Here is a 21,578-nt window from a genome sequence, read left to right as displayed (position 1 = left end):
CGACGGTCACGGCGCCCGACCCCGTGTCGGACGACCCCGTGTCGGACGACCCCGCGGGTCCGGCGCCCGACCCGACCAGCGAGCCGCGCCGCCCGGGCGGCCGCGACGGATGGCGGGGCCTTGGCGCGCGGCTCGCCGCGCTGCTCGACAGCCGCCCCCGCAAGGCCGCGGCGGCGGTCGCGGTGCTGCTGGTCGTCGCGCTCCTCGCCGTGCTGGTCTTTGGGGGCGGTGAGGACGACGACCCGGCCGTCGGCGCCGGTGCGGACGGCGGCCTGGCGTCCGGCGCGCCGACGCAACCGGCCGCGACCGCGAGCTCGAAGCCGCTCGGCAAGTGGACCCTGGTGGTAGGGGATCGGCCCCTGGACGGCATGACGGTAGCCGTCGGCGTCGAGGTGTCCCTGGTGGCCGGCACGGCGTCGCTGGATGGCGTCGAACGGGTCCGGTTCTCCCTCGACGGCGACACCGTGCTCAGCGATCGGGACGCGCCGTTCGCCGTCCGGCTGGACCAGCTCTCGGACGGCGATCATGTGCTGTCCGCCCGGGTGCGGGTGGACGACGACGCGGCCTCCGACGGCGCCGAGCCCACCAGCGGCACCGGTGGCTCGGACGGCTCTGGCAACCCCGACGTGATCGAGGCCGAGTTCAGGGTCGGCGAGGGTACTGGCGGGACGGTCCCCAGCCAGGCGCCGGCCGTCGCGCCGCCGCCGGCCGCCGTGACCTCGGTCCCACCGGCGCCGGCGCCGCTTCGCACCATCAACGTGTCCACCAGCGACGAACTGTCCGCCGCGCTGTCCGCTGCCCGGCCCGGCGACCTGATCCAGCTCGCCGACGGCGTCTACGAGGGAAACTTCGTCGGCAACAAGCCTGGCACCGCCGCGGCTCCGGTCACCGTACGCGGCTCGCGGGGCGCCGTCATCGACGGCGGAGACGTCGACAACGGCTACGTGTTCCACCTGGACGGCGCCAACTACTGGCGGCTCGAGGGGTTCACGATCCGCAACGGTGAAAAGGGTCTGATGGCCGACAAGACCAACCATGCCGTGATTCACAAGCTGACCGTGACGCAGGTCGGGCACGAGGCGGTTCACCTGCGCAACTTCTCCAGCGACAACCTGGTGGCGGGGGTCACCGTCAACGGCACCGGGCGGACCAACGAGGGCTACGGCGAGGCGATCTACGTCGGCACGGCCGAGTCGAACTGGGACCGCTTCTCCGGCGGCCGAGTCGACAACTCCGACCGCAACCAGATCATCGGCAACACCCTGAGCGGGTTCACCGCCGAGGGCGTGGACATCAAGGAAGGAACCACCGGCGGCGTCGTCGCCGGTAACAGCTTCGACGGGTCAGGGATCACCGGGGACAACTACGCCGACTCGTGGATCGACCTGAAGGGCAACGGCTGGCGGATCGAGAAGAACTCCGGCGTGAACAGTCCGCTGGATGGGATCCAGACACATGTCGTGGTCGACGGCTGGGGAACCGGGAACGTGATCTCCGGCAACACCCTCAACGTGGGCGGATCCGGCTATGGCGTCAATATCCACAAGCCCGACGACACCAACAACGTCGTCTCGTGTTCCAACGTCGTCACGAACGCTGGCAGCGGCCCGTACAACGTCGACTGTTCCTGACGGGGCGAAACAGCGAAGCACCAGCTCGCGTCTGTAGGGCGCACGTACACGATTTCGCCGGTCATCAGGCCGTCAGCTGGCTGTCGGCCGCACCCGCGGCGTCGAAGGCCGCCGCCGGGGCGCGGCGGAAGAGATCTGCTCGTCGCGGCCGGCGACCTGCTTCCACGCCTACCTGAGGCAGGTGCCCCCGGTCAGCCCACCGCCGAGTACCCAGGTCGCCGCCCGGGCCACCGTCGCCGGCACGGCTGCGTTGCGGGCCGAACGCCCCTGGAGTCCAGGCCCCTACCGGCAGCCTGTTTCGAAAGTGTTTCCGTTCGATGACGAAACCGGGGCGCTCGGACCCGTCGCCGGCTAGAGTCCTCGCTGTTCCTGATCGGCCGAAGGCAGCCACCGGGGGCGTGGATGGACGGCAGGCGTGGCCTCGTAGCTGGGCGGTCCTCGGACCGCGAGCCCGTGCTGGCCGCCGTCGTTCGGGAGGCGGGATCGCCTGCCGCCCGAACGACAGCCGCGCCGTCGCCCTGGAGCGCGCAGGGCGCGACCACCGAGTGGTTCGTGCCATCCCCGCCGGTCGACCGCTCCAGCCCGCCGACACCACCGGAAACGCCGGCCACCCGTGGGCGGAGCCGGTGGGCGTTGGCGGCCGCCGCCGGAGCCGCGGTCCTGGCGGCGGCGACCGTCGGCGCGCTGCTGGTTCCAGGTGGCCGGTCCGCCGGGACAGCGGACCCGGCGACCCAGCTGGTGGCCCAAGCCGCGGGACCCTGGGTGCACCACTACGCGCTGGCGGGCAGCTACTCCGACTACCAGCTGACGATCAGCGGCAAGCAGTGGCAGCTCACCGGCGAGGACTACGTCCTGGCGGGAAACCATCGAAACGGGGTCCGGCAGTCCTGCTCGGGAACCGTCGCGGCGGACGGCTACCAGCTGACCTTCACCACCGAGACCGGCGAGGCGGAACCGATCGGTTCCGGCCTGCCCGGCCGGCAGGCTGGCGGCTCGTTCTGCGCCGGCGTCTTCAACGCGGTTCTCTACCCGGCGGGTCGGACCCTCGAGCTGATCGACCCGAAGTCGGTGCGGACCTACCAGCTGCGCCGGCCCTGACTCCGCGGCTCCGCGTCGCCGATCAGGACCGGTGGGCCGCGGCGAGTCATGGCTCCGCGCCGCCGCCCTCGGGCCGACGCCAGGCAGGCCGTCGGGCGGCGGATCGGTGGGTGATGGGCGGATGAACGGTTCCCAGGCGGGTCGACGGCTGCTTCGGCTGGACGAGATCGCGGACTGGCGGGGGAGCCCGCTGGTGCTGTTCGTCGGGGTCACCACGGCGGGCTCGATCAGTCATGACGTGTTCCCGGCGTGGGCGGCGCTGCTGGGGCGGGCCTGGGCACTGCGCGGCGTCGACCTGCCGCCCGACGCGCCGCCGTCGGCCTACCACCGCCTCGTCGAGGCGATGGCGAGCAACCCGCTGGTCGACGGCGCCGTGGTCACGGCCCACAAACTGCGTCTGTACCGGGCCTGCGCCGACCGGTTCGACAGCGTCGACCCGGCGGTCGAGCTGACCAGGGAGGTCAACGCCCTCGCCACCGCCGGCCCGGTCACCGCCTACGCCCGGGACGCCCTCTCCCTCAGCCACGTGCTCCCGGGCCTGGCCGGCGCCACCGCCCACGGGGTCGCCGGCCACGGCGCCGTCGGCACCGACCACGGTGCCGGCGTCTCCGGCGGCGCCGGCGGTGCCCGCGCGGCGGCGCGCCAGGGCGCGCCGCTGCCGGGCGATCTCGCCGTGCTGTGCCTGGGAGTGGGCGGCGCCGCCACGGCGCTGCTGGTCGCCTGGCGGCACAGTCCCGCGCTCGCCCCGCGCTCGGCCGTCTTCGCGGATGTCCGCCCGGCCGCGCTCGCCGACCTGCGCGCCGTCGCGGACCGCGCGGGCGCGGATCCCGCGCGGCTCTCGTTCGCGCGGGTGACCGGCGCGGCCGATGGCGACGCGCTGCTGGACGCCCTGCCCCGGCCGGGGCTCGTGGTGAACGCGACCGGTCTCGGCAAGGACGCGGCGGGCAGCCCGCTCACCGACCGGGCGCGCTTCGGCCCGGATCTGCTCGCCTGGGACCTCAACTATCGCGGTGACCTGGTGTTCCTCCAGCAGGCCGCGGCCTGCGGCGCGCGGCTCGCCGACGGCTGGGACTACTTCGTTGCCGGCTGGGCCGGCGCGCTGACGGCGATCGCGGGTGCCGACCCCACGGCCGAGATCTTCGCCGAGTTCGCGCGCGCGGCCCGTCCGCGCCGCCCGTGACCCGGGTGCCGCGAGGCGCGGCCAAGGGGCGGGCAGGTCGTTTCGCCCTCGTGGCGCCGGGCCGGGATCGGCGGGAGGACCGCTGGCTGCGCGCGGTGATGAGCGGTCGGCGCCGCGCGCCCCGAGCCGCTCGGCGCGGCTGGTGACGTAGAACTGGTTGTTATAAACGGTCCATGACTGGTACGGACGCGCTTGAGTTGTCCTGCGGCCTTCCGCCCGGCCCGGACTTCGCCGATCTGGCCGTGCTCGCCGAGGAACTCGGCTACGCGCGGGTGTGGATCTTCGATTCGGCGCCCCTGTACGAGGACCCGTTCGCGCACCTGGCGCTGGCCGCCGTCCGGACGAGCCGCGTCGGCCTCGGCACCGCGGTCCTGATACCCGCCCAGCGTTCCGTCATGACGACGGCCTCCGCCATCGCGACCATCGCCCGGCTGTCGGGTGGCCGTTTTCGCGCCTGCTTCGGCACCGGGTACACGGCCAGCATGACGATCGGGCAGCCCCCGATGTCGTTGGACGCGATGATCGACTATGTCGGGTCGCTGCGCGGCCTGCTCGCGGGCGAGACGGTCAGCCTGGACGGCAGGGCGGCCCGGATGCTGCACTGGCCGGGGCTGGCCGCCGAGCGGCCGATCCAGGTGCCGCTGTGGCTCAGCGTGTTCGGCCCGCGCGGCAACAGGCGCGCCCCCGAGGTGGCTGACGGCACGTTCGGACCGCCGCACCCGACGCTGCCGACCGCGACGATGGTCTCGGGCACCGTGCTGGACCCCGGCGAGGACCGCCGGTCCAGCCGGGTGCTGGAGGCGCTCGGCCCCTGGCGGGTGGCCCCCTGGCACTCCGCCTACGCCTTCGCGGGCGCGGCCGGGGTCGACGCCCTGCCGGGCGGCCAGCGATGGCGGGAGGCTCTCGAAGAGCTGGCCCCCGCGGACGAGCGTCACCTGCTGACCTTCGAAGGGCACGTGACCCACCTGACCGAGCGGGACCGCTCGCTGCTGGAACACCTCGACACCGACCGGATGGTGGGAGATCCGGAGACCGTCAGGCACGGGCTCGACCAGCTCGCCGAGGCCGGCTTCCGCGAGGCCATGTACACGCCGGCCGGTCCCGACGTCGCCCGCGAGCTACGGGCCTTCGCCGCCGCCCACCCGGCGGCGTAGCGGCGCGGCCCCGCCGGTCGGAGGGGCTCTGACCGGCGGGGCCGGGCGCTGGCCCGGGCCGCCACCTCGCCCGCGACGAGGACAAACAGGACGATGGCGCGTGGGCCCCGGTGTTCGCGGCGTTCGAACCGCTGTTTTCCTGGTTCCGGAAGAATACGCGGGACGCTATCATCTGCATCTTCAACGACCACCTGACCTCGCTCTTCTTCAATCGCTATTCCGCCTTCACTCGCGGCGTTGGCGAGGAGTATGCAGTCGCCGGCGAAGGCGGCGACCAGCCCGCGAAGTCCATGCTTCGGCGGCCCGTGACCTGAGCCGCCGCGTCCGTTGTCGGATTGCCAAAAATTCGGCTGCCATGACCGATGGATACGATTATCCGCTCGCGGAGCGCTCGGCGATCGGATTAGCGAATGAAGAGCGCTCGCCGGCAGAAAACGTGGCCCGGTTTTGACCTGCGTGCGTGCCCCGTGATCTAACGCGCTACATTTCTCCCGTGGTAAGGATTGGGGATGGCCCGGTCACGGCCGGGCGCGAGGACTGGCGCGCGGTGGCTGCCGCGCTCAACGTGCGGATGGCGACCTGCCGGGTCGGCCAGCAGGAGCTCGCGGACCTGGCCGGGGTGTCGGTCGCGACGCTGCGGGTGCTGCAGCGCGGCGGCGGCGGCCGGCGCGCGCAGAACGCGACGCTGGCCGCGGTGAGCCGCGCCCTCGGCTGGTCAAGCGACCATCTGCTGCGGGTGCTCCTCGGCGAGCCGCTGCCCGACCCCGGCCGCGAGCCGGCGTGGCCGGACCCCGCCGGATCCGGCGAGGCGGAGCCCGCCGGCCCGCGGGACTCCGCGCCGGACACGCAGGCCGAGATCCTGGCCGTCCTGCGCCGCATAGAGCAGCACGTCGAGGGCATCGCCCGCCACGTCGCCCCCGCGTAGCGCGGTGGCGGTCAGGGAAGCAGGGCCCCGCCCCGGACCGTCACGGGGCGGCCGACCCACTCCTCGGCGGTCATCGCGGCGACGAGCGCCGGGTCGGCGCTGGTCGCGACGGCACGGGTGCCGTCGGCGAGGGTGACGACGGCCATCGCCTCGACGGGCTCGCCCTTCTCGCACGCGACGGTGAACCCCGCGACCCGTCCATCGCCGGGTTCCGGCGGGTCGTCGACGAGGGGGAGCGGAACCTCGCGGGCGCGGACGTCGCTAGAGACGTCCTCGGCGCGAAAGCCGCCGGCCTGCCCGATCGTCGGCCTCCCGGCGGGAACCTCGGCGGGTGGGACGTTGCTCCAGAGCAGGCCGGCCTGCTTGGTGACCATCCCCGAGACGCAGGTGACGAGGCCGCGCGCGCCCGGCGAGGATTCCCGCAGCAGCCGGGCCATGGCCACGGTCGACTGGAACGCGTAGTTGTTGAACGGGCCGCCGGCGAACGTCATGCCACCGGTGACGGTGAGGTCGTCCCGGCCGGCGAGCCCCAGCTCCCTGACCTGGAGGCGGACCGCCGCCGGGAAGCAGCTGTAGAGGTCCAGGTGGTCGACGTCGGCCGGCGCGACCCCGGTGACGTCGGCCAGGCGCGCGCCCACGGCGGCGAAGCCGGGGGAGCGGGCGAGGTGGGGGCGCGCGGCGACCGGCGTCATGACGTTGGACTCGACGGCCGCCACCGGGAAGACCCACCGGTCGTCCGCCACGCCGAGGCGCCGGGCGGCGCCGGCCGAGCAGAGCAGCAACGCCGCGCCCTGGTCGACGCCGGCCCGCGAGCAGTGCGACCGGGTGTAGGGCCAGGCCATCATCGGGTTGCGCTCCGATGGCGCCAGGTCGGCGGGCTCGACCGGCGCGCGTGCCCAGGCCGCCTCGTTGCCGGCCGCCACCCGGGAGAAGCCGGCCCACAACGCGGCGACCTCGTCGGCGTGCGCGGCGAGGCCGGCCCCGTCGGCCGCCCGCAGCGCCGACTCCAGCACGGCGTACTGCCGGACCGGGAGGTACAGGCGCCGGCGGATCTCCAGCGGCGCGAGGATGTCGCCGTCGGGCACGAGCAACTCGTCGGGCCCGGTGCCGTCGGTCGCGGCGGCGCGCGGGCCGCCGGCCAGCCGGACCCGCCCGGCGCTGTGCGCCGCCTCGGCGCCGAGCACGAGCACGACGTCCGCCCGGCCGGCCGCCACGTCGAGACATCCCCGGGTGATGAGGCTCTGCTGGAGCACGCCGAGCTCGGCGACGGCCGTGCGCGCGGCCGTGGCGCCGAACCGCCGGGCGAGGTGGCGGCCCGGGTCCGGGTGGTCCCACGAGCCCCGCGTGACGTATACCCGGTCGACGGCGGCGAGCAGCCGCGCCGCTCCCGCCGCGCCCGCGGCGTCGGTCGCCGCCGCCTCGGCGGCGGCACCCATCAGCTCGACGGCATCCGGCAGCCGCGCCGCGGCCGCGGCGCCCACCAGGACGGGCGTGGAGGACAGCATGCTCAACCCTTACCGCCCGCGCCGTCCCCGCCGCCGCCCACGGCCGCCTCCGTCTCGGCCGTCTCCGTCTCGGCCGCCCGCGCCGCCTCCGCCGCCTGGCGGCGCGCCCACACCAGGTCGGCCTTGCCGGACGGGGTGCGCACCGTGGCGTCGACGAGCCTGAGCACCCGCGGCACCTTGTAGCCGGCGAGGCTCGCCCGGCAGTGCGCCTGGAGTTCGCCCAGCGTCGGCGCGGCCCCGGGGCGGGGCTGGACGACCGCGGCGACGGTCTCGCCCCAGCGCCTGTGCGGCGCGCCGGTGACGATGGCGTCGTACACGCCGGGATGCGTCTTGAGGACGCCCTCGACCTCCTCGGGAAAGATCTTCTCGCCGCCCGAGTTGATGACGGCCGAGCCGCGGCCGAGCAGCGTGATGCGCCCGTCCTCCTCCAGCCGGGCGAAGTCGCCGGGGACGGAGTAGCGGGTGCCGTCAGGGCCGGTCCGGAACACCTCGGCGGTCTTGACCGGGTCGCCGAGGTAGCCGATCGGGATGTGGCCCTTGCGGGCGAGCCTGCCGATCTCGCCGACCGGAAGCGGGTTCAGGCTCTCGTCGACGACCAGCGCGTCGGCGATCGCCTTGACGCGCACCCCGGCGTCGGCTCCGGCCTGCCCCTTGACCGTCATGCTGACACCGTGGGAGCCCGCCTCCGACGCGCCGACGCCGTCCGTGACGACGACACCGAGACGCTCCATGAACGCCTCCTTGAGCGCGGGCGAGAACAGCGCGGCGGTCGACGACAGCGCGTACAGCGACGAGAGGTCCACCCCCGCGGTCAGGGCGGCGTCGAGGGTCTCGAGCAACGGCCGGGCCATCGCGTCGCCCGTGATCATGACCATGTTGACCCGTTCGGCCTCGACCAGCCGCCAGACCTCCGCCGGCTCGAACGAGTCCACGAGGACGGTGCGCTGGCCCTTGCTCAGCCCGTTGTTCAGGCTCCACTGCGTCGCGCCGTGCATCAGTGGCGCGATCGGCAGCGAGGTCAGGACGCTGTCCGCGCCCTTGTCGGCCATCTCCTCCGGCCGGGTGACGACCTCACCGCTGATCAGGTCGATGCCGCCGCCGAGGGCGAAGATGACGTCCTCCTGGCGCCACAGCACGCCCTTGGGCATGCCGGTCGTCCCGCCGGTGTAGAGCAGGTAGTGGTCGCCGCCGGAGCGCGGCCCGAAGTCCCGGCCCGGGGGAGCGGCGGCAAGGGCCTCCTCGTAGCGCGCGGCGCCGAGGGACTCGGCGTCAGCGTCCGCCGGGTCGGTGCCGTCCTCGACGACGACGAGATGACGCAGGCTCGTGACCTTCGGCGCGACGTCGGCGACCCGGTCGGTGAACCGCCGCTGGAAGACCATCGCGACCGGCGCGGCGTTGTCCAGCAGATAGGCCAGCTCCGCGGCGACATAGCGGAAGTTGACGTTCACGCACACGGCGCGGATCTTGTAGGTCGCGATCATCGTCTCGACCCACTCGATCACGTTGTAGGCGTAGACCGCGACGTGGTCGCCGGGCCCCACCCCGGCGCCGCGTAAGTGGTGCGCCATCCGGTTGGCGCGCTCCTCGAGCTCGGCGAACGTCCGCCGGGCCGGGCCGGCGACCACGGCCTCCCGGTCGCCGAAGCGGTCGACGGCGCGCTCGAACAGGTCGGCGAGGTTGAACTCCATGACGGCTCCCGCTGCCGGCCGGGTCAGCGCCCGGTGAATGTCGGAGTCTGCTTCTGCGCGAACGCGCGCGGGCCGATCCTGGCGTCGTCGCTGAGGAAGACCCGCATGCCGATCTCGGATTCGATCTTGAAGGCCTCCTCCTCCGGCAGCGACTCCGTCTCGCGCAGGGTGCGCAGCACGGCCTGCACGGCGACCGGCCCGTTCGCGGCGATCGCCTCGGCGATCTGGGTCGCCTTCGCCAGCGCGGTCCCGTCCGGGACCACGTAGTTGACCAGGCCGATCTCCTTGGCCTCGGCCGCGTCCAGGTGCCGGCCGGTGAGCAGGATGTCGGCGGCCACCGCGTAGGGGACCTGCCGGCGCAGCCGGACCGCGGACCCGCCGAGCGGGAACAGGCCCCACCGCACCTCGGAGACGCCGAACCGGGCCGACTCGCCGGCGACCCGGATGTCGGTCGCCTGCAGGATCTCGGTGCCACCCGCGATCGCCGGCCCCTCGACCGCGGCGACCAGCGGCTTGGTCAGGGTGAAACCCTTCATGAGCCACTTCATGACGGACATGTCCAGCGCGAGCGTCGTGCCGTCGCCGTCGCCCTTGAAGGCCTCGCCGGGCGGACGGGCCGACATCTGCTTGAGGTCGGCGCCCGCGCAGAACGCGCCGCCGGCGCCGGTGAGGATCGCGACCCGGATGTCCGGGTCGGCGTTCACCTCGTCCCAGGTGTTCGCGAGCAGCTCCATCATCTCGGTGGTGAGCGCGTTGCGGACGTGCGGCCGGTTGAGCGTCACGATCAGGACGTGCCCGGCCCGCTCGACCAGGACCGGGGGCTGGGACTGGTCCGGCGGCGGTTCGGCTGGCTCGGGCCCGGCAGGCTCGGGCCCGGCTGGCCGAGGGCGGGCTGGCTGGGGCTCGGTCATCGCGGTCTCCTGTCAGCGTGGGGGCCGCGGCATGCCGAGGCCGAGCATGGCGATCATGTCCCGCTGGATCTCGTTGGTGCCCCCGCCGAAGGTGAGCATCAGGATCTGCCGGTAGGCGCGCTCGAGCCGGCCGGCCAGGACGGCGCCGGGGGAGTCCCGGACGAGCTGGGCGTCCTCGCCGACGCACTCCATCAGCAGCCTGTACGCCTCGACGGCGAACTCGGTCCCGAAGATCTTCGTGGCGGACGCCTGGGCCGGGCCGAGCCTGGCGCCGTGGTCGACCCCCCAGGCGATCTTCCAGTTGATCAGCTTGAGGAACTCGACCTTGGCGTGCACGGTGCCGAGGTTGTGCCGCACCAGCGGGCGGTCGATGACCCGGCCGCCCTCCGGTGCCTCGGTCGCCTCGGCCCACCGCCGGGTCCACAGCAGCAGCTGCTGGATGCCGGCGGCGGAGCACAGCGCGACCCGCTCGTGGTTGAGCTGGCCGGTGATGAGCTTCCAGCCGCCGTTGACCTCGCCGACCAGCGCGTCCGCCGGCACGTGGACGTCGGTGTAGAAGGTCTGGCTGGTGATGGAGCCGGAGATGGTGGGGACCGGCGTCCAGGAGAACCCCGGGGCGTCGGTCGGCACGCAGAACACCGACAGCCCGCGGTGGCGGGGCTGGTTCGGGTCGGTGCGGGCGGCCAGCCACACGTAGTCGGCGACCTGGATGACCGACGTCCACATCTTCTGGCCGTTGATGACCCAGCCGTCGCCGTCGCGGTCGGCGCGGGTGCGCAGGCTGGCGAGGTCCGTGCCGGCGCCGGGCTCGGAGTAGCCGATGGAGAAGTGCAGCTCGCCGGCCAGGATCCGGGGCAGGAAGAAGTCCTTCTGGTCCTGGGTGCCGTACTCCATGATCGCCGGTCCGACGCTGTTCAGGGTCAGCAGCGGGATCGGCACCCCGGCGAGCGTCGCCTCGTCGCCGAAGATCAGCTGTTCCGTCATCGAGCGGTCCTGGCCGCCGTACGCGGCCGGCCAGCCGATGCCGAGCCAGCCGTCCTTGCCCAGCTGGCGGATGGCGCGGCAGTAGGCGCCGTCCTTGCCGAGCAGGGTCGTCTCGCCGGTGGCCAGCTCGGCGGCGAGCTCGGGCGTGACCATGCGGGCGAAGTAGTCCCGCAGCTCGCGCCGCAGGTCCTCCTGCTCGGGGGTGAAGGCGACGCGCATGGGCCCTCCTGTCACGGCCGGCCTGTCCGGCCGGCACCGCCCGCCCGTCAGCCGGTGGCCCGCCGGCTCGCGCGGCGGATCGCCGGCGAGAGGCGGTATCTGACGGGTCGTCAGGTTACGCTGACCGATGCTAGCGCGTGACTAGAACAAGTTCTCCTTCTTGGGCAGCCGCGCCCGTCCGCCGAGGAGCCGCGACATGGACTTCGCCTACACCGAGGAGCAGCGAGACCTGGCCGACCTGGCCAGGCGGATCTTCACCGAGCGGGTCACGCACGACCGGCTCACCGTGCTGGAGGCCGACATCTGTGACGTCTGGGCCTCCCCGGACGCGGAGGAAGAGCATTCCCGCGCCTCGCCCGGCCAGGCCGGTGCCGGCGACGTCGTGCGCTTCGACCGCGAGCTGTGGGGCGAGCTCGCCAGGGCCAACCTGCTCGGCGTCGGCGTGCCGGAGGAGTTCGGCGGCCTGGGCTACGGCGTCTTCGAGGAGTGCCTCGTGCTGGAGGAGGCCGGGCGGGCGCTCGCGCCCGTGCCGCTGTGGGCCTCGGCGACCGTCGCCGCCGGCGCGCTGGCCGCGCACGGCACCGAGGCGCAGCGGCGCTCCTGGCTGCCCGCCCTCGTCGGCGGCGAGAAGGTCGTCACGGTCGCCCTCGCCGAACCGGGTGGGCGTGACGCGGCGTCCCCGGCGACGCGGGCGGCCCGGCTCCCGGGCGGCGGCTGGCGGCTCGACGGGGTCAAGACGGCGGTCCCGTTCGCGACGGTCGCCGACGCGATCCTCGTGCCGGCCGGTACCGAGGCCGGCACGGCGGTGTTCCTCGTCGACCCGGCCGCTCCCGGGGTCAGCGTCTCCCCCCAGCTCACGACGGCCAGGGAGGTCACCGGCCTGCTCCGGCTGGACGGCGTCCGCCTCGGCGACGAGGACGTGCTGGGCGGGCCGGCCGGCGCCGTGGGGACCGGAGTCGCCACGGCCCTGCGGGACCGGGCGACCCTGGGCGTGTGCGCGCTGCAGCTCGGCGTCACCGAGCGGGCGTTGCGCGCCGCGGCCGAGTACACCAGCACCCGTCAGCAGTTCGGCCGCCCGATCGGCTCGTTCCAGGCGGTCGGGCACCGGCTGGCCGACTGCTACATCGACGTCGAGGCGATCCGCCTGACCCTGTGGCAGGCCGCCTGGCGGCTCGGCGAGGGGCTGGAGGCGACGGAGGCGGTGGCGACCGCCAAGTTCTGGGCCGCCGACGGCGGGCACCGGGTCGCCAGCGCCGTCGTCCACGTGCACGGCGGCATGGGCATCGCCGAGGAGTACTTCGTGCACCGCTACTTCCTGCACGCCAAGCAGCTCGAGTTCACCCTCGGCGGCGCGAGCGAACAGGCCCGCCGCCTCGGCGACGCGCTGGCCGCGACCCCCGCTCCCGAGCACGTGCCGTGAGGCCCGGCGGCCCCGTCGGCGAGGCGACGCGGACTGGTCCGGTGTCGCCCAGCTGACGGCGACGTCCGCGCCCGGGTGAGGAACCGGGCCGGCGGGCGGCGCGTCGGAGCTGGGCATGCTGCGACGTGACTTTCTGCGGACCGCGCTCCTGGGCGCGGCTGGGCTGGGGATGGGCGCCGGCGCCCTCGGGTGCGGGGGCGGCTCGGGCGGCGGGTCCGGGTCGGTGGCCGAGGTGAGGGTCGACCGGGCGAGCGCCGACGCCACGACGCTCGACGGCGCGGCCGCCGCGGTGCTCGCGTTCACCGCGGACCTCTACCGGAAGGCCGCGGCGGCCGGGGAGGGCAACCTGGTCTGCTCGCCGTACTCGGTGGCGGTGGCGCTGGGCATGACGCGTGCGGGTGCCCGCGGCCAGACGGGGACCGAGATGGACCTCGTGCTGCACTCGCTGGACACCAGCAGCTCCCCCGAGGGGCCGGCGGTCGAGGGCATGCTGCATCCAGGGCTGAACGCGCTGGCCCAGCTCGTCGAGAGCCGGGCCGGGAAGCGGGAGCGGTCCGACGGCTCCGAGGCCGAGATCAGCCTGGACGTGGCGAACTCGCTGTGGGGCCAGCGGGACCTGCGCTGGCAGGAGCCCTTCCTCGAGACCCTGGCCCGCTACTACGGGACCGGGATGCGGCAGGTCGACTACAAGGCGGACGCGGCGGGCGCGGGCCGGGCGATCAACCGCTGGGTGTCCGACCAGACCCATGAGCGCATCCCGGAGCTGCTCGCGCCCGGCCTGCTGAACGCGCTCACCCGGCTGGTGCTGGTGAACGCGCTGTACCTGCGCGCCCCCTGGGACGAGCCGTTCGGCGACGCCCAGCCGGCGCCCTTCACCCTGGCCGACGGCTCGGTCGTCTCCGCGGACCTGATGAGCGTGACGCTCAACCACCCGTCCGCCTACCAGGTGGGGCCGGGCTGGCGGGCGGTCGACATCCCCTACGCCGGCGGCGAGCTGGCGATGGCCGTCGTCCTGCCCGACGAGGGCCGGTTCGACGAGACGCAGGCCTCGCTCGACGGCCCGGCGCTGCGCGGGCTGCTGACCGGCTTCTCGTCGGCGATGGTCAACCTGGACCTGCCGCGCTGGACGATGCGCACCAAGGTGCAGCTCGGCGACCTGCTGGCCGCCCTGGGCATGCCGACCGCGTTCACCGACGACGCCGACTTCAGCGGGATGACCACGGCCGAGCCGCTGAAGATCGACAAGGTCATCCACGAGGCGTTCATCGCCGTCGACGAGGAGGGCACCGAGGCCGCCGCGGCGACCGCGGTGGTCATGGAGGTGGCGGCGGGGGCGCCCGACCAGATCGTCGACCTCACGGTCGACCGCCCCTACCTGTTCGTCATCCACGACGTCGAGACCGCCACCCCGCTGTTCATCGGGCGCGTCGCCGACCCGACCGCCGAGTAGGTCAGCGGCGGTTGTAGAGGCGCATCGTGATCGGGGCGAAGATGACGTTGAGGATCGCGCACCAGAGGAACACCCAGCCGAGCTGGCCGGCGGTGACCGTGTCGTGCATCAGGCCGCGCACGGCGGTGACGACGTGGCTGATCGGGTTGACGTCGACGAACGCCTGCAGCCAGCCGGGCATGGTGGACGGGTCGACGTAGATGTTGCTGCCGAACGTCAACGGGAACAGCACCATCATGCTGACCCCCAGCACCGACTCGGGGGTGCGCAGGACCATCCCGAAGATGTTCCACACCCAGGCGAGGCTGAAGGAGAACAGCAGCAGCACCAGCATGGCCAGCACCACGCCGATCGCGCCGCCGTCCGGCCGGAAGCCCAGCGCGAGACCCAGCGCGATGACGAGCAGGCCGGCGCCCGAGTAGCGGACCACGTCGCCGAGCATCATGCCGACGAGCGCGGCCGGCCGCCACACCGGCAGGGCCTTGATGCGGTCGAACACGCCCTTCTTGATGTCGTTGTTCAGCCCCAGCCCGGTGTACATCGTGATCATCGCGATCGTCGAGACCAAGGTGCCCGGCAGGAAGAACTGCAGGTAGTCCTTGGGTGAGTCGGCGAGCGCGCCACCGAACAGGTACGTGAACATCAACGTCATCATCACCGGGAAGGCGGTGACGTCGAAGAGCTGCTCGGGGACGTGCTTGATCTTCAGCAGGGCCCGCCAGCCGAACGTGCCGCAGGCCGACAGCGCGGACGGCTTGGGCGGCCTGGTCCGCGACGCGAGCACCGCGCTCAGCCGTTCGCCAACGAGGTCGGCCGGGACTGGCGCCGGTTCGGGCTTCAGGAGGTCGGACGCCGCGGGGGTCGTCGTCGTGGTCATGCCGCGTGCTCCTTCGCCTTCTTCGCGGCCTTCTTGGCCTCGCGCTTGCTCTTGCCGGTAAGTGGCTGGTCATCGGCCGCGTCGTCGTCGCCGGCGGGGTGGCCGGTGAGGGCGAAGAACACCTCGTCCAGGCTCGGCTGGCCGAGCGCGAACTCGCTGACCCTGACCCCGGCGCGGGTGAGCTCGGCGAGCCCGGCCGGCACCGGCTCGGCGTCGGACACGGCGACCGACAGCGCGACCGGGTCGGACTCCAGCGTCACCGGCACGCCGAGCGCCGCCGTGAGCAGCCGGGCCGCCTCCGGGCGCTGCGCGGCGTCGCGGAGCCGGACGTGCAGCGCGCCGCCGCCGACCTTGGCCTTGAGCTCGCCCGAGGTGCCCTCGGCGATGACCTTGCCGTGCTCGATGACCGCGATCCGGTCGGCGAGCTGGTCGGCCTCGTCGAGGTACTGGGTGGTGAGCAGCACGGTCGTCCCGCCGGCGACCAGCGCCCGCACGATGTCCCACACCTGGCTACGGCTGCGCGGGTCCAGGCCGGTGGTCGGCTCGTCGAGGAACAGCAGGTCGGGGGTGACGACGATGCTCGCGGCGATGTCGATCCGTCGCCGCATGCCGCCGGAGTACGTCTTGACCTGGCGGCCGGCCGCCTCGGTCAGGTCGAACGCCCCCAGCAGGTCGGCCGCCCGCTTCTTCGCGTCCGACCGGCCGTAGCCCTGCAGCCTGGCCAGCAGGATCAGGTTCTCCGTGCCGGAGAGGTCCTCGTCGAGCGAGGCGAACTGCCCGGTGAGGCTCACCCGGGACCGGACCGCGTCCGCCTCGCGGACCACGTCGTGCCCGAGCACCCGCGCCGTGCCCCCGTCCGGCGCGAGCAGGGTCGCCAGGACCCGGATGGTGGTCGTCTTGCCCGCGCCGTTCGGCCCGAGCACCCCGTACACGCCGCCGGCGGGGACCATGAGGTCCACGCCGTCCACGGCGCGCGTCTTCCCGAACGTCTTGACCAGGCCTGATACTTCAACCGCTAGTTGATCTCCGAGGGTCAACGTCGCTCTCCCGCCGTCGTCATCGGTCGTGCGGACGAGGTGGCCGTACCCTGGCCGGCCTCACCCGCGCTCCCGGGCTGCCGTGCTCCCGGTCTCCGGTCCCCGCCGCCACCTTCTACAAGCATGCGGGAGACCTACGACAACTTTGACCGTCCGCGGCCGCCCAACTGAGCGGTCCTCCCGTCCTCAGTCGCGGATGTGGGCCCGGTGCCACGCGCCGGCCAGGCGGCCGCGAACCCGGTCAGCCCTCGGGGCGCAGCCCGAACCGTTCGTAGTAGAAGGCCAGCGCCTGGCGGCGTTCCCCGGGGTCCAGGCCGAAGGCGCGCAGGTCGTAGCGCACCGTGCCATGGCGGCCCCGGGGATGGGCGGCCATGAACTCGGTCATCGCCGCGCGGACGGACCCGTCGAACGGCTGGCCGGCCGTCCGGTAGATCCGTTCGACCGTGGCGACGTCGTCGGCCATGAAGTCCTCGAACACGACGTCGACGGTCCGGGCGGCCGGCAGCCCGTCGCGGTCCGCCGCGCAGGAGCGCAGCATCCGTTCCAGCCGGTCCGCCCAGTACCGCCCGACGGCGGCCACGTCCACCCGGTCACGCGACATCCGGGCGGTGTAGGCGATCATCGTCGCCATCGACGCGGTCACCGCCGCCGGGTCGCGGTGGGTGACCACGAAGGTCGCGTCCGGGAACGTCGCGCGCAGCACGGGGAACTGCTCGAGGTGCTGCGGCGACTTGAGCACCCACCGGGTCCCGCCCCGCAGCCACTGCAGGGCCTTCAGGATCTTCACCAGGTACTGGTAGGACGAGGTCTGGTCGTGGGACAGGTAGTAGTCGCGCCAGCCGGGCAGCGGGGCCGTCGTCTCGAACAGCATGGTGGAGAAGTCGACGGCGAGGAGCTGGATCTCCTCGTGGGCGTGGTCGACCGTCATCTCGTGCATGCGGTTGAAATAGGGCATCGCGGCGTTCACCAGCCACAACGCCCGCGCCGTGCGCTCCGGGCGCGGGTCGGGCGCGCCGGCCCGGACGGCCGCGGCCTCGTCGGGAGCCAGCACCGGTTCGCGACTCTCCCAGTAGGGCAGCCAGCGCAGCGCCGGGTCGGCCGACATCAGGTTGTGCAGGTGGGTGGTGCCGGTGCGGGGCAGGCCGCAGATCACGATCGGCGCCGTTATCCGCTCGTCGAGGATCTCCGGGTGGCGGCGGACGAGGTCCTCCAGGAACAGCCTGCTCTTGAGCAGGCCGACCAGCAGGACGTGCTGCGCGAGGACACCGGCGTCCGACAGGCCGGCGTCCTCGCGCATCGACCGGCAGAGCACGCCGAGACGTTCGACGAAGTCGGTGGGCCCGAAGTCCGCCAGCCCCGTCTCGCGCGCCGCCGCGTCCATCAGCGCGTCCGGCTCCAGTGCCAGGCCCCGGCCCGCGTCGGCCATCATGGCCAGCACGGAGCGGACCTCGTCGGTGAAGCGCGGCTCGGCCAGGTCGTCGATCTCCACCGGCGCGGGCCGGCCGGCCCGCGCCGTCACCCTAAGGACTTCACGTCGACGACCTCGACGGTCGGCCGCTCGGGGGTGGCCTCGGGCAGGAACCAGCGCAGCCAGACGCGGCCCCGGCGATGGCCGGCCGTGGACACCCAGTTCGGGTGGGCGTTGGGCGCGGGCGCGAGCACGATCACCCAGGAGCCGTCGGGCTCGTACACCACCTGGGCGCCGTTGATGGTCACCCGTTCGTAGTCGTAGTTGTAGGTGTGCAGGAACGGGTTCCACAGGCACAGGTTCCAGAACACGCACCGGGGTGAACGGCCGCGGATGACGAGTGCCTCGTTCTCGGCCAGCTCGAAGGAGCCCATCGCGTAGGCGGCGTCCCCGGCGGCCCAGCCGAAGGTGGCCGTCGGCACCGGGTAGGGCGGGTCCACCGTGTTCGGCGCGCCGAGCGCGAGCGGCACCATGTTCGCCTGCTCGCGCACCCAGGTGAGCGCGGCGCGCAGGCGCGCCGCCAGGTCGGCGTCGTTCTCCCGGAAGGCGCTCGGCGGGTCGTCGGCGTCGATCCGCCACTGGGCCTGGCGGCCGCGGACGGGGTCCTCGAGATAGTCGCGGGTGATCGCGGCCACCGCGTCGGGCTCGAGCCTGATCCACGCCGCGTCCGGGTCGTCGGGCGGGCTGGCGGACAGGACGACGCTGATGGACCCGTCGGGGCCGGGCTTCGCCGTCGTGCTGTTGACGGTGCCGACGATCCGCTCCGAGTAGCGCCCGTCGCGCGGCCCGCCGTAGACGGTGAGGGAGAGGTAGACCGCGTCCCCGGGCTCGACCCGCACCCGGTAGGTCCTGGCGGGGTCGACGGGAGCGAACTTGTAGAAGGCGTCGGCGTTGTCGCCGCCCCATTTCTTGTACGGCCCGACGATGTCGACGAAGCGGGGGCGGGCCGGGTCGGCCCAGACGTTCACGTCGGTGGCGACCTGCAGGATCGACAGGATCCACTTGTGGGCCTCGAGAAGGGTCTGCTCGTCGCCGTCTGGCCCGAGCTGCTCGACGAGCCGCCGCTGCAGCACGCCGAGCTCCGCCAGCAGCTCCGCGAACACCAGCTCCGTCTGCGTGGTCATCGGCCTCCCCCTCGTTCGCGTCCGTCGACACGCCGCGTCGTCGACAAACTAGAACAGGTTGCATGTCCGGTGGGGGGAATGCGGCGTCCGGGCCGGCCTTCGGGTTTCACCCGTCCCCCGCGACGGCCACCTCGTCACGCCGCAAGCCCCGGCCAGGGCGGCGGGCGGCCGGATTCGGTGGGCTCTGGCGTCGTTTGTCGGTACTGTTCCGCTCGGTAACGGTCCGGTTTCGGGCGGGTGGCACGGCTGCCGCGCGCGACCGCGCCGCCGATCGCGACACAGGGCAGGCCGTCGCGGCGGGGCCAGCCCGCCCGCGACCGCACCTCGGCGAGGGCTGATGCGTCAGAGACAGGGCCGACCGACGCCACGCAGAACCATCGACCCCGCCGGGCGGGAAGTGCTGTACGAGGCGGGTGGGGAACCCGGCGATCCGGCCGGCGGCGCCCCGGCCGCGCCGGCCGGCTCGCGGAAGTTCGGCCATCCCAGGAGTCCGGGCGAGCCGGATGAGTTCGACGATTCAGAGGAGGTGGAGGAGCCGGCAGGGCCGGTGTTACCGCGCGCGGTCGTGGCTGTCAGCCTCGTACTGCTCGTGCTGCTGGCCGGCGGCGCGACGGCGGTGGGCCTCAAGGGTCTGCCCGGCAGGGGCGGCCACGCGGCGGGCACGTCCGCGGCCGAGCTCCCGACCGACCTGGGAGCCGGTGCGCCGGGCGCGGCTGGGACGGCGACCGGTGCGCCCTCCGGCGAGGGCGGCGGCCCGCCCGACGGGGCCGCGCCGTCTCCGGGCGACACCGGTGCCGTCACGGACGCGGTGGCGAGCACCGCGCCCGCGGCCGCCACGCAGGTCGTCCCCAGGCCGCCAGCCGCCCCGGCGCCGGCCGCGGCCACCACGCGGTTTGCCCCGCCCGCGGCCACGGAACCCGCCACGGCGCCGACGGGAGCTGCCCCGTCCGCGTGTATCCCCGCGGGTCCGCTGTTGTCCTTCCTGATCGCCGTGTTCGGTGGGCGGCCCTGCTGAGGCGCTCAGGCGGCCGGTCGGGACAGCCGGACGTGGGAGACGCCCGGGGACTGGACCACCTCGACGACCTCCAGCTCGCGCGGCCCGTCGTCGAGGCCGTCGAAGAGCCGTTCGCCGCCGCGAAGCAGCACCGGCACGAGCGCCACGTGCAGCTCGTCGACCAGCCCGGCGCGCAGGTAGGCCTGGACCGTCGCGGCGCCGCCGCCGAGCCGGACGTCCTGGCCGTCGGCCGCCTCGACGGCGCGGCGCAGGGCGGCCTCGATACCGTCGGTGACGAAGTGGAAGACGGTGCCGCCCTTCATCTCGACCGACGGGCGGGCGTGGTGGGTGAGGACGAACACCGGGTGGTGGAACGGCGGCTCCTCACCCCACCAGCCGGTCCACTCGTCGGCGCTCTCCCACGGCCCGCGCACCGGGCCGAACATGTTCCTGCCCATGATCGTGGCGCCGATCCCGTCGAAGCCGGCGGTCACCAGGTCGCTGTCGGCCCCGTCCGTGCCGTCTTCAAGGCCCATCATGCTCCGACCGGCTCTGGTCTCGAACATCCACTCGTGCAGCTTCGGGCCGCCCACCCCCAGTGGGTTGTCGACACTCTGCGCCGGCCCGGCCATGTATCCGTCCAACGACATGCTCAGGCAGTGCGCCCGCAGCTTCGTCATGACGACGTCTCCTTCCGACTCCTCCTGGCGGTGGGTGACCTTCTCACCCACCATCCCTAGGTCGAAGCCGTCGACCGCGTATCGACATCGCCGAGCTGGAAAGTCGCGTAACTTCGCCAGGCTCACGCCGTCACCGGGAACCGCCGCTCCCCGCCGCCCGGCGCGGCGGTCGGCGCGCGGTGGCTAGTGGGAGCCGCCCGAGGAGCCGGTGCCGGCGGCGGGGATCTCGCCGCACTGCACGACGACGAAGCCGCCGCGGCCGCTGTACTCGATCTGGGCGAGCTCTCCGGAGGAGCGGCCGAGCAGGTTGCCTACCTTGAAGCTGGACACGACCCGGGTCTGCACCCCCGACGTCCAGGCGACCGCGGCGTCCCGGTCGACGCAGACGGGCTCGTCCGTCGGCAGCACGAGCGGGCTGCCCAGGCAGAGCACGGCCACGGCTCCGTTGCCGGAGACCTCCGTGTTGAACACGCCGCCGGCGACCATCGCGCCGAGCCCGCCGGACGTCGTCGTGATCTTGTACCGCAGGCCGGACTGCAGCGCGAGCAGGCTGCGGCCGTTGATGTTGAGGCTGTCGTTGTCCAGGTTGAAGATGGAGATGTGGCTGCCGGACTCGGCGAACCACACGATGCCCTGGCCCTTCACCGTCATCAGGTCCTGGCCCTCGCCGGTGACCGCGCGCCGGATGAACCCACCGACACCCTGGCTCTTGTAGGCGAAGTCGACGCGGCCCTTGTAGGCGACCATCGAGCCCTGCTTGGCGAACATCTCGCCGCCGTCGAGGCGGACCCGCAGCATCCGTTCGCCCTCCTCAAGGGCGAACGGCGGGCCGCCGGCGTAGTTCTGGGCGTGCTGCCCCAGCGGCTGGCTTCCGGGGGGAGCCGGCGGCCCGCCATGACCGCCGGGCTGGCCGTACGGCGGCTGACCAGGCTGGGGCTGGCCGTACTGGGGCTGGCCGTATGGCTGGCCAGGTGGTGGGTTTCCGTGCTGGCCGCCGCCGTAAGGCTGGTTGCCGTATTGCTGGTTACCGCCCGGCCACGACATTTGAGACCCCTTTCACCCCAGCGGCAGTCTAGCCGCGAGCATCTGCCGCGCCGACCCGTCGAGAGCTTTCCACCTGGTTGCCCGGGGGCGACGTGATAACGCGTTCCCAGGCCGGGACCGGCGGCGTCGGTGAGCCTCGCGGCCGGCGCCCAGCCGATCATCCTTTGTGCTGGCCGGTCCGCGCCGGCC

At 73.5% G+C, this 21,578-nt stretch carries 19 protein-coding genes; 9 read left to right on the top strand and 10 right to left on the bottom strand.

Going from position 1 to position 21,578, the window contains the following annotated elements; all coding sequences use genetic code 11:
• Positions 1-38 precede the first annotated feature (38 nt).
• From I6A81_RS09630 to I6A81_RS09605, 6 genes are all read left to right on the top strand, one after another.
• Positions 39-1,631 carry an Ig-like domain-containing protein gene (locus I6A81_RS09630; RefSeq protein ID WP_307874559.1) on the top strand — a complete coding sequence of 531 codons (1,593 nt, stop codon included), beginning with the start codon at positions 39-41 and terminating at the stop codon, positions 1,629-1,631.
• A gap of 633 nt (positions 1,632-2,264) precedes the next feature.
• A complete protein-coding gene (locus I6A81_RS09625) occupies positions 2,265-2,729 on the top strand; it encodes a hypothetical protein (RefSeq protein ID WP_202999283.1) in 465 nt (154 codons plus the stop codon).
• Between the two features lie 121 nt (positions 2,730-2,850).
• Positions 2,851-3,909, top strand: coding sequence for a hypothetical protein (locus tag I6A81_RS09620; protein WP_203010156.1), 1,059 nt, complete (start codon positions 2,851-2,853; stop codon positions 3,907-3,909).
• Between the two features lie 173 nt (positions 3,910-4,082).
• Positions 4,083-5,063, top strand: a complete 981-nt coding sequence (locus I6A81_RS09615) for an LLM class flavin-dependent oxidoreductase (RefSeq protein ID WP_203002946.1) — start codon at positions 4,083-4,085, stop codon at positions 5,061-5,063.
• Positions 5,064-5,173: 110 nt separating this feature from the next.
• Positions 5,174-5,377, top strand: coding sequence for a hypothetical protein (locus tag I6A81_RS09610; protein ID WP_203002947.1), 204 nt, complete (start codon positions 5,174-5,176; stop codon positions 5,375-5,377).
• A 179-nt stretch (positions 5,378-5,556) separates the two neighbouring features.
• Positions 5,557-5,988: a hypothetical protein gene (locus I6A81_RS09605; RefSeq protein ID WP_203002948.1), complete on the top strand. Its 432-nt coding sequence runs from the start codon at positions 5,557-5,559 to the stop codon at positions 5,986-5,988.
• A gap of 11 nt (positions 5,989-5,999) precedes the next feature.
• Here I6A81_RS09605 and I6A81_RS09600 read toward each other — a convergent pair whose 3' ends face one another.
• Genes I6A81_RS09600 through I6A81_RS09585 form a run of 4 tightly spaced genes read right to left on the bottom strand, consistent with a single transcriptional unit; the run spans position 6,000 to position 11,295 of the window.
• Complete coding sequence (locus I6A81_RS09600) at positions 6,000-7,493, bottom strand: acetyl-CoA acetyltransferase (protein WP_238429059.1); 1,494 nt, start codon at positions 7,491-7,493, stop codon at positions 6,000-6,002.
• Between the two features lie 2 nt (positions 7,494-7,495).
• Complete coding sequence (locus I6A81_RS09595; RefSeq protein ID WP_203002950.1) at positions 7,496-9,181, bottom strand: acyl-CoA synthetase; 1,686 nt, start codon at positions 9,179-9,181, stop codon at positions 7,496-7,498.
• Between the two features lie 23 nt (positions 9,182-9,204).
• Entirely contained in the window at positions 9,205-10,092 is an 888-nt protein-coding gene (locus I6A81_RS09590; protein WP_203002951.1) for a crotonase/enoyl-CoA hydratase family protein, read from the bottom strand.
• Positions 10,093-10,104: 12 nt separating this feature from the next.
• Positions 10,105-11,295 (bottom strand): acyl-CoA dehydrogenase family protein, encoded by a 1,191-nt coding sequence (locus tag I6A81_RS09585; protein ID WP_203002952.1) that lies wholly within the window; start codon positions 11,293-11,295, stop codon positions 10,105-10,107.
• 196 nt (positions 11,296-11,491) lie between these two features.
• Between I6A81_RS09585 and I6A81_RS09580 the strand changes: the two genes are divergently transcribed.
• Both I6A81_RS09580 and I6A81_RS09575 read left to right on the top strand, forming a co-directional pair.
• Entirely contained in the window at positions 11,492-12,715 is a 1,224-nt protein-coding gene (locus I6A81_RS09580; protein WP_203002953.1) for an acyl-CoA dehydrogenase family protein, read from the top strand.
• A 115-nt stretch (positions 12,716-12,830) separates the two neighbouring features.
• Positions 12,831-14,165 carry a serpin family protein gene (locus tag I6A81_RS09575; protein ID WP_203002954.1) on the top strand — a complete coding sequence of 445 codons (1,335 nt, stop codon included), beginning with the start codon at positions 12,831-12,833 and terminating at the stop codon, positions 14,163-14,165.
• Between the two features lies 1 nt (position 14,166).
• Here the strand turns inward: I6A81_RS09575 and I6A81_RS09570 are convergent, their stop codons facing one another.
• The 4 genes from I6A81_RS09570 to I6A81_RS09555 form a co-directional block, all read right to left on the bottom strand.
• Positions 14,167-15,042, bottom strand: coding sequence for an ABC transporter permease (locus I6A81_RS09570; protein ID WP_203002955.1), 876 nt, complete (start codon positions 15,040-15,042; stop codon positions 14,167-14,169).
• Complete coding sequence (locus I6A81_RS09565; RefSeq protein WP_203002956.1) at positions 15,039-16,079, bottom strand: ATP-binding cassette domain-containing protein; 1,041 nt, start codon at positions 16,077-16,079, stop codon at positions 15,039-15,041. Before I6A81_RS09565 ends, I6A81_RS09570 begins: the two co-directional genes overlap by 4 nt.
• A gap of 241 nt (positions 16,080-16,320) precedes the next feature.
• Positions 16,321-17,598 carry a sulfotransferase family protein gene (locus I6A81_RS09560; protein ID WP_203002957.1) on the bottom strand — a complete coding sequence of 426 codons (1,278 nt, stop codon included), beginning with the start codon at positions 17,596-17,598 and terminating at the stop codon, positions 16,321-16,323.
• Positions 17,595-18,671 carry a DUF1214 domain-containing protein gene (locus I6A81_RS09555; protein ID WP_203002958.1) on the bottom strand — a complete coding sequence of 359 codons (1,077 nt, stop codon included), beginning with the start codon at positions 18,669-18,671 and terminating at the stop codon, positions 17,595-17,597. Before I6A81_RS09555 ends, I6A81_RS09560 begins: the two co-directional genes overlap by 4 nt.
• Before the next feature lie 565 nt (positions 18,672-19,236).
• Here I6A81_RS09555 and I6A81_RS09550 point away from each other — a divergent pair.
• Complete coding sequence (locus tag I6A81_RS09550; protein ID WP_203002959.1) at positions 19,237-19,686, top strand: hypothetical protein; 450 nt, start codon at positions 19,237-19,239, stop codon at positions 19,684-19,686.
• A 5-nt stretch (positions 19,687-19,691) separates the two neighbouring features.
• Here the strand turns inward: I6A81_RS09550 and I6A81_RS09545 are convergent, their stop codons facing one another.
• Positions 19,692-20,345: a dihydrofolate reductase family protein gene (locus I6A81_RS09545; RefSeq protein WP_203002960.1), complete on the bottom strand. Its 654-nt coding sequence runs from the start codon at positions 20,343-20,345 to the stop codon at positions 19,692-19,694.
• Positions 20,346-20,528: 183 nt separating this feature from the next.
• The gene (locus tag I6A81_RS09540; RefSeq protein WP_203002961.1) at positions 20,529-21,143 is read right to left on the bottom strand and encodes an AIM24 family protein; all 615 of its coding nucleotides are present in this window, start codon (positions 21,141-21,143) and stop codon (positions 20,529-20,531) included.
• Positions 21,144-21,578: the final 435 nt, after the last annotated feature.

It is taken from the genome of Frankia nepalensis, from assembly GCF_016786325.1.
Taxonomy (GTDB): Bacteria; Actinomycetota; Actinomycetes; order Frankiales; family Frankiaceae; genus Pseudofrankia; species Pseudofrankia nepalensis.
This window is presented reverse-complemented; position numbering and strand designations above follow the sequence as displayed.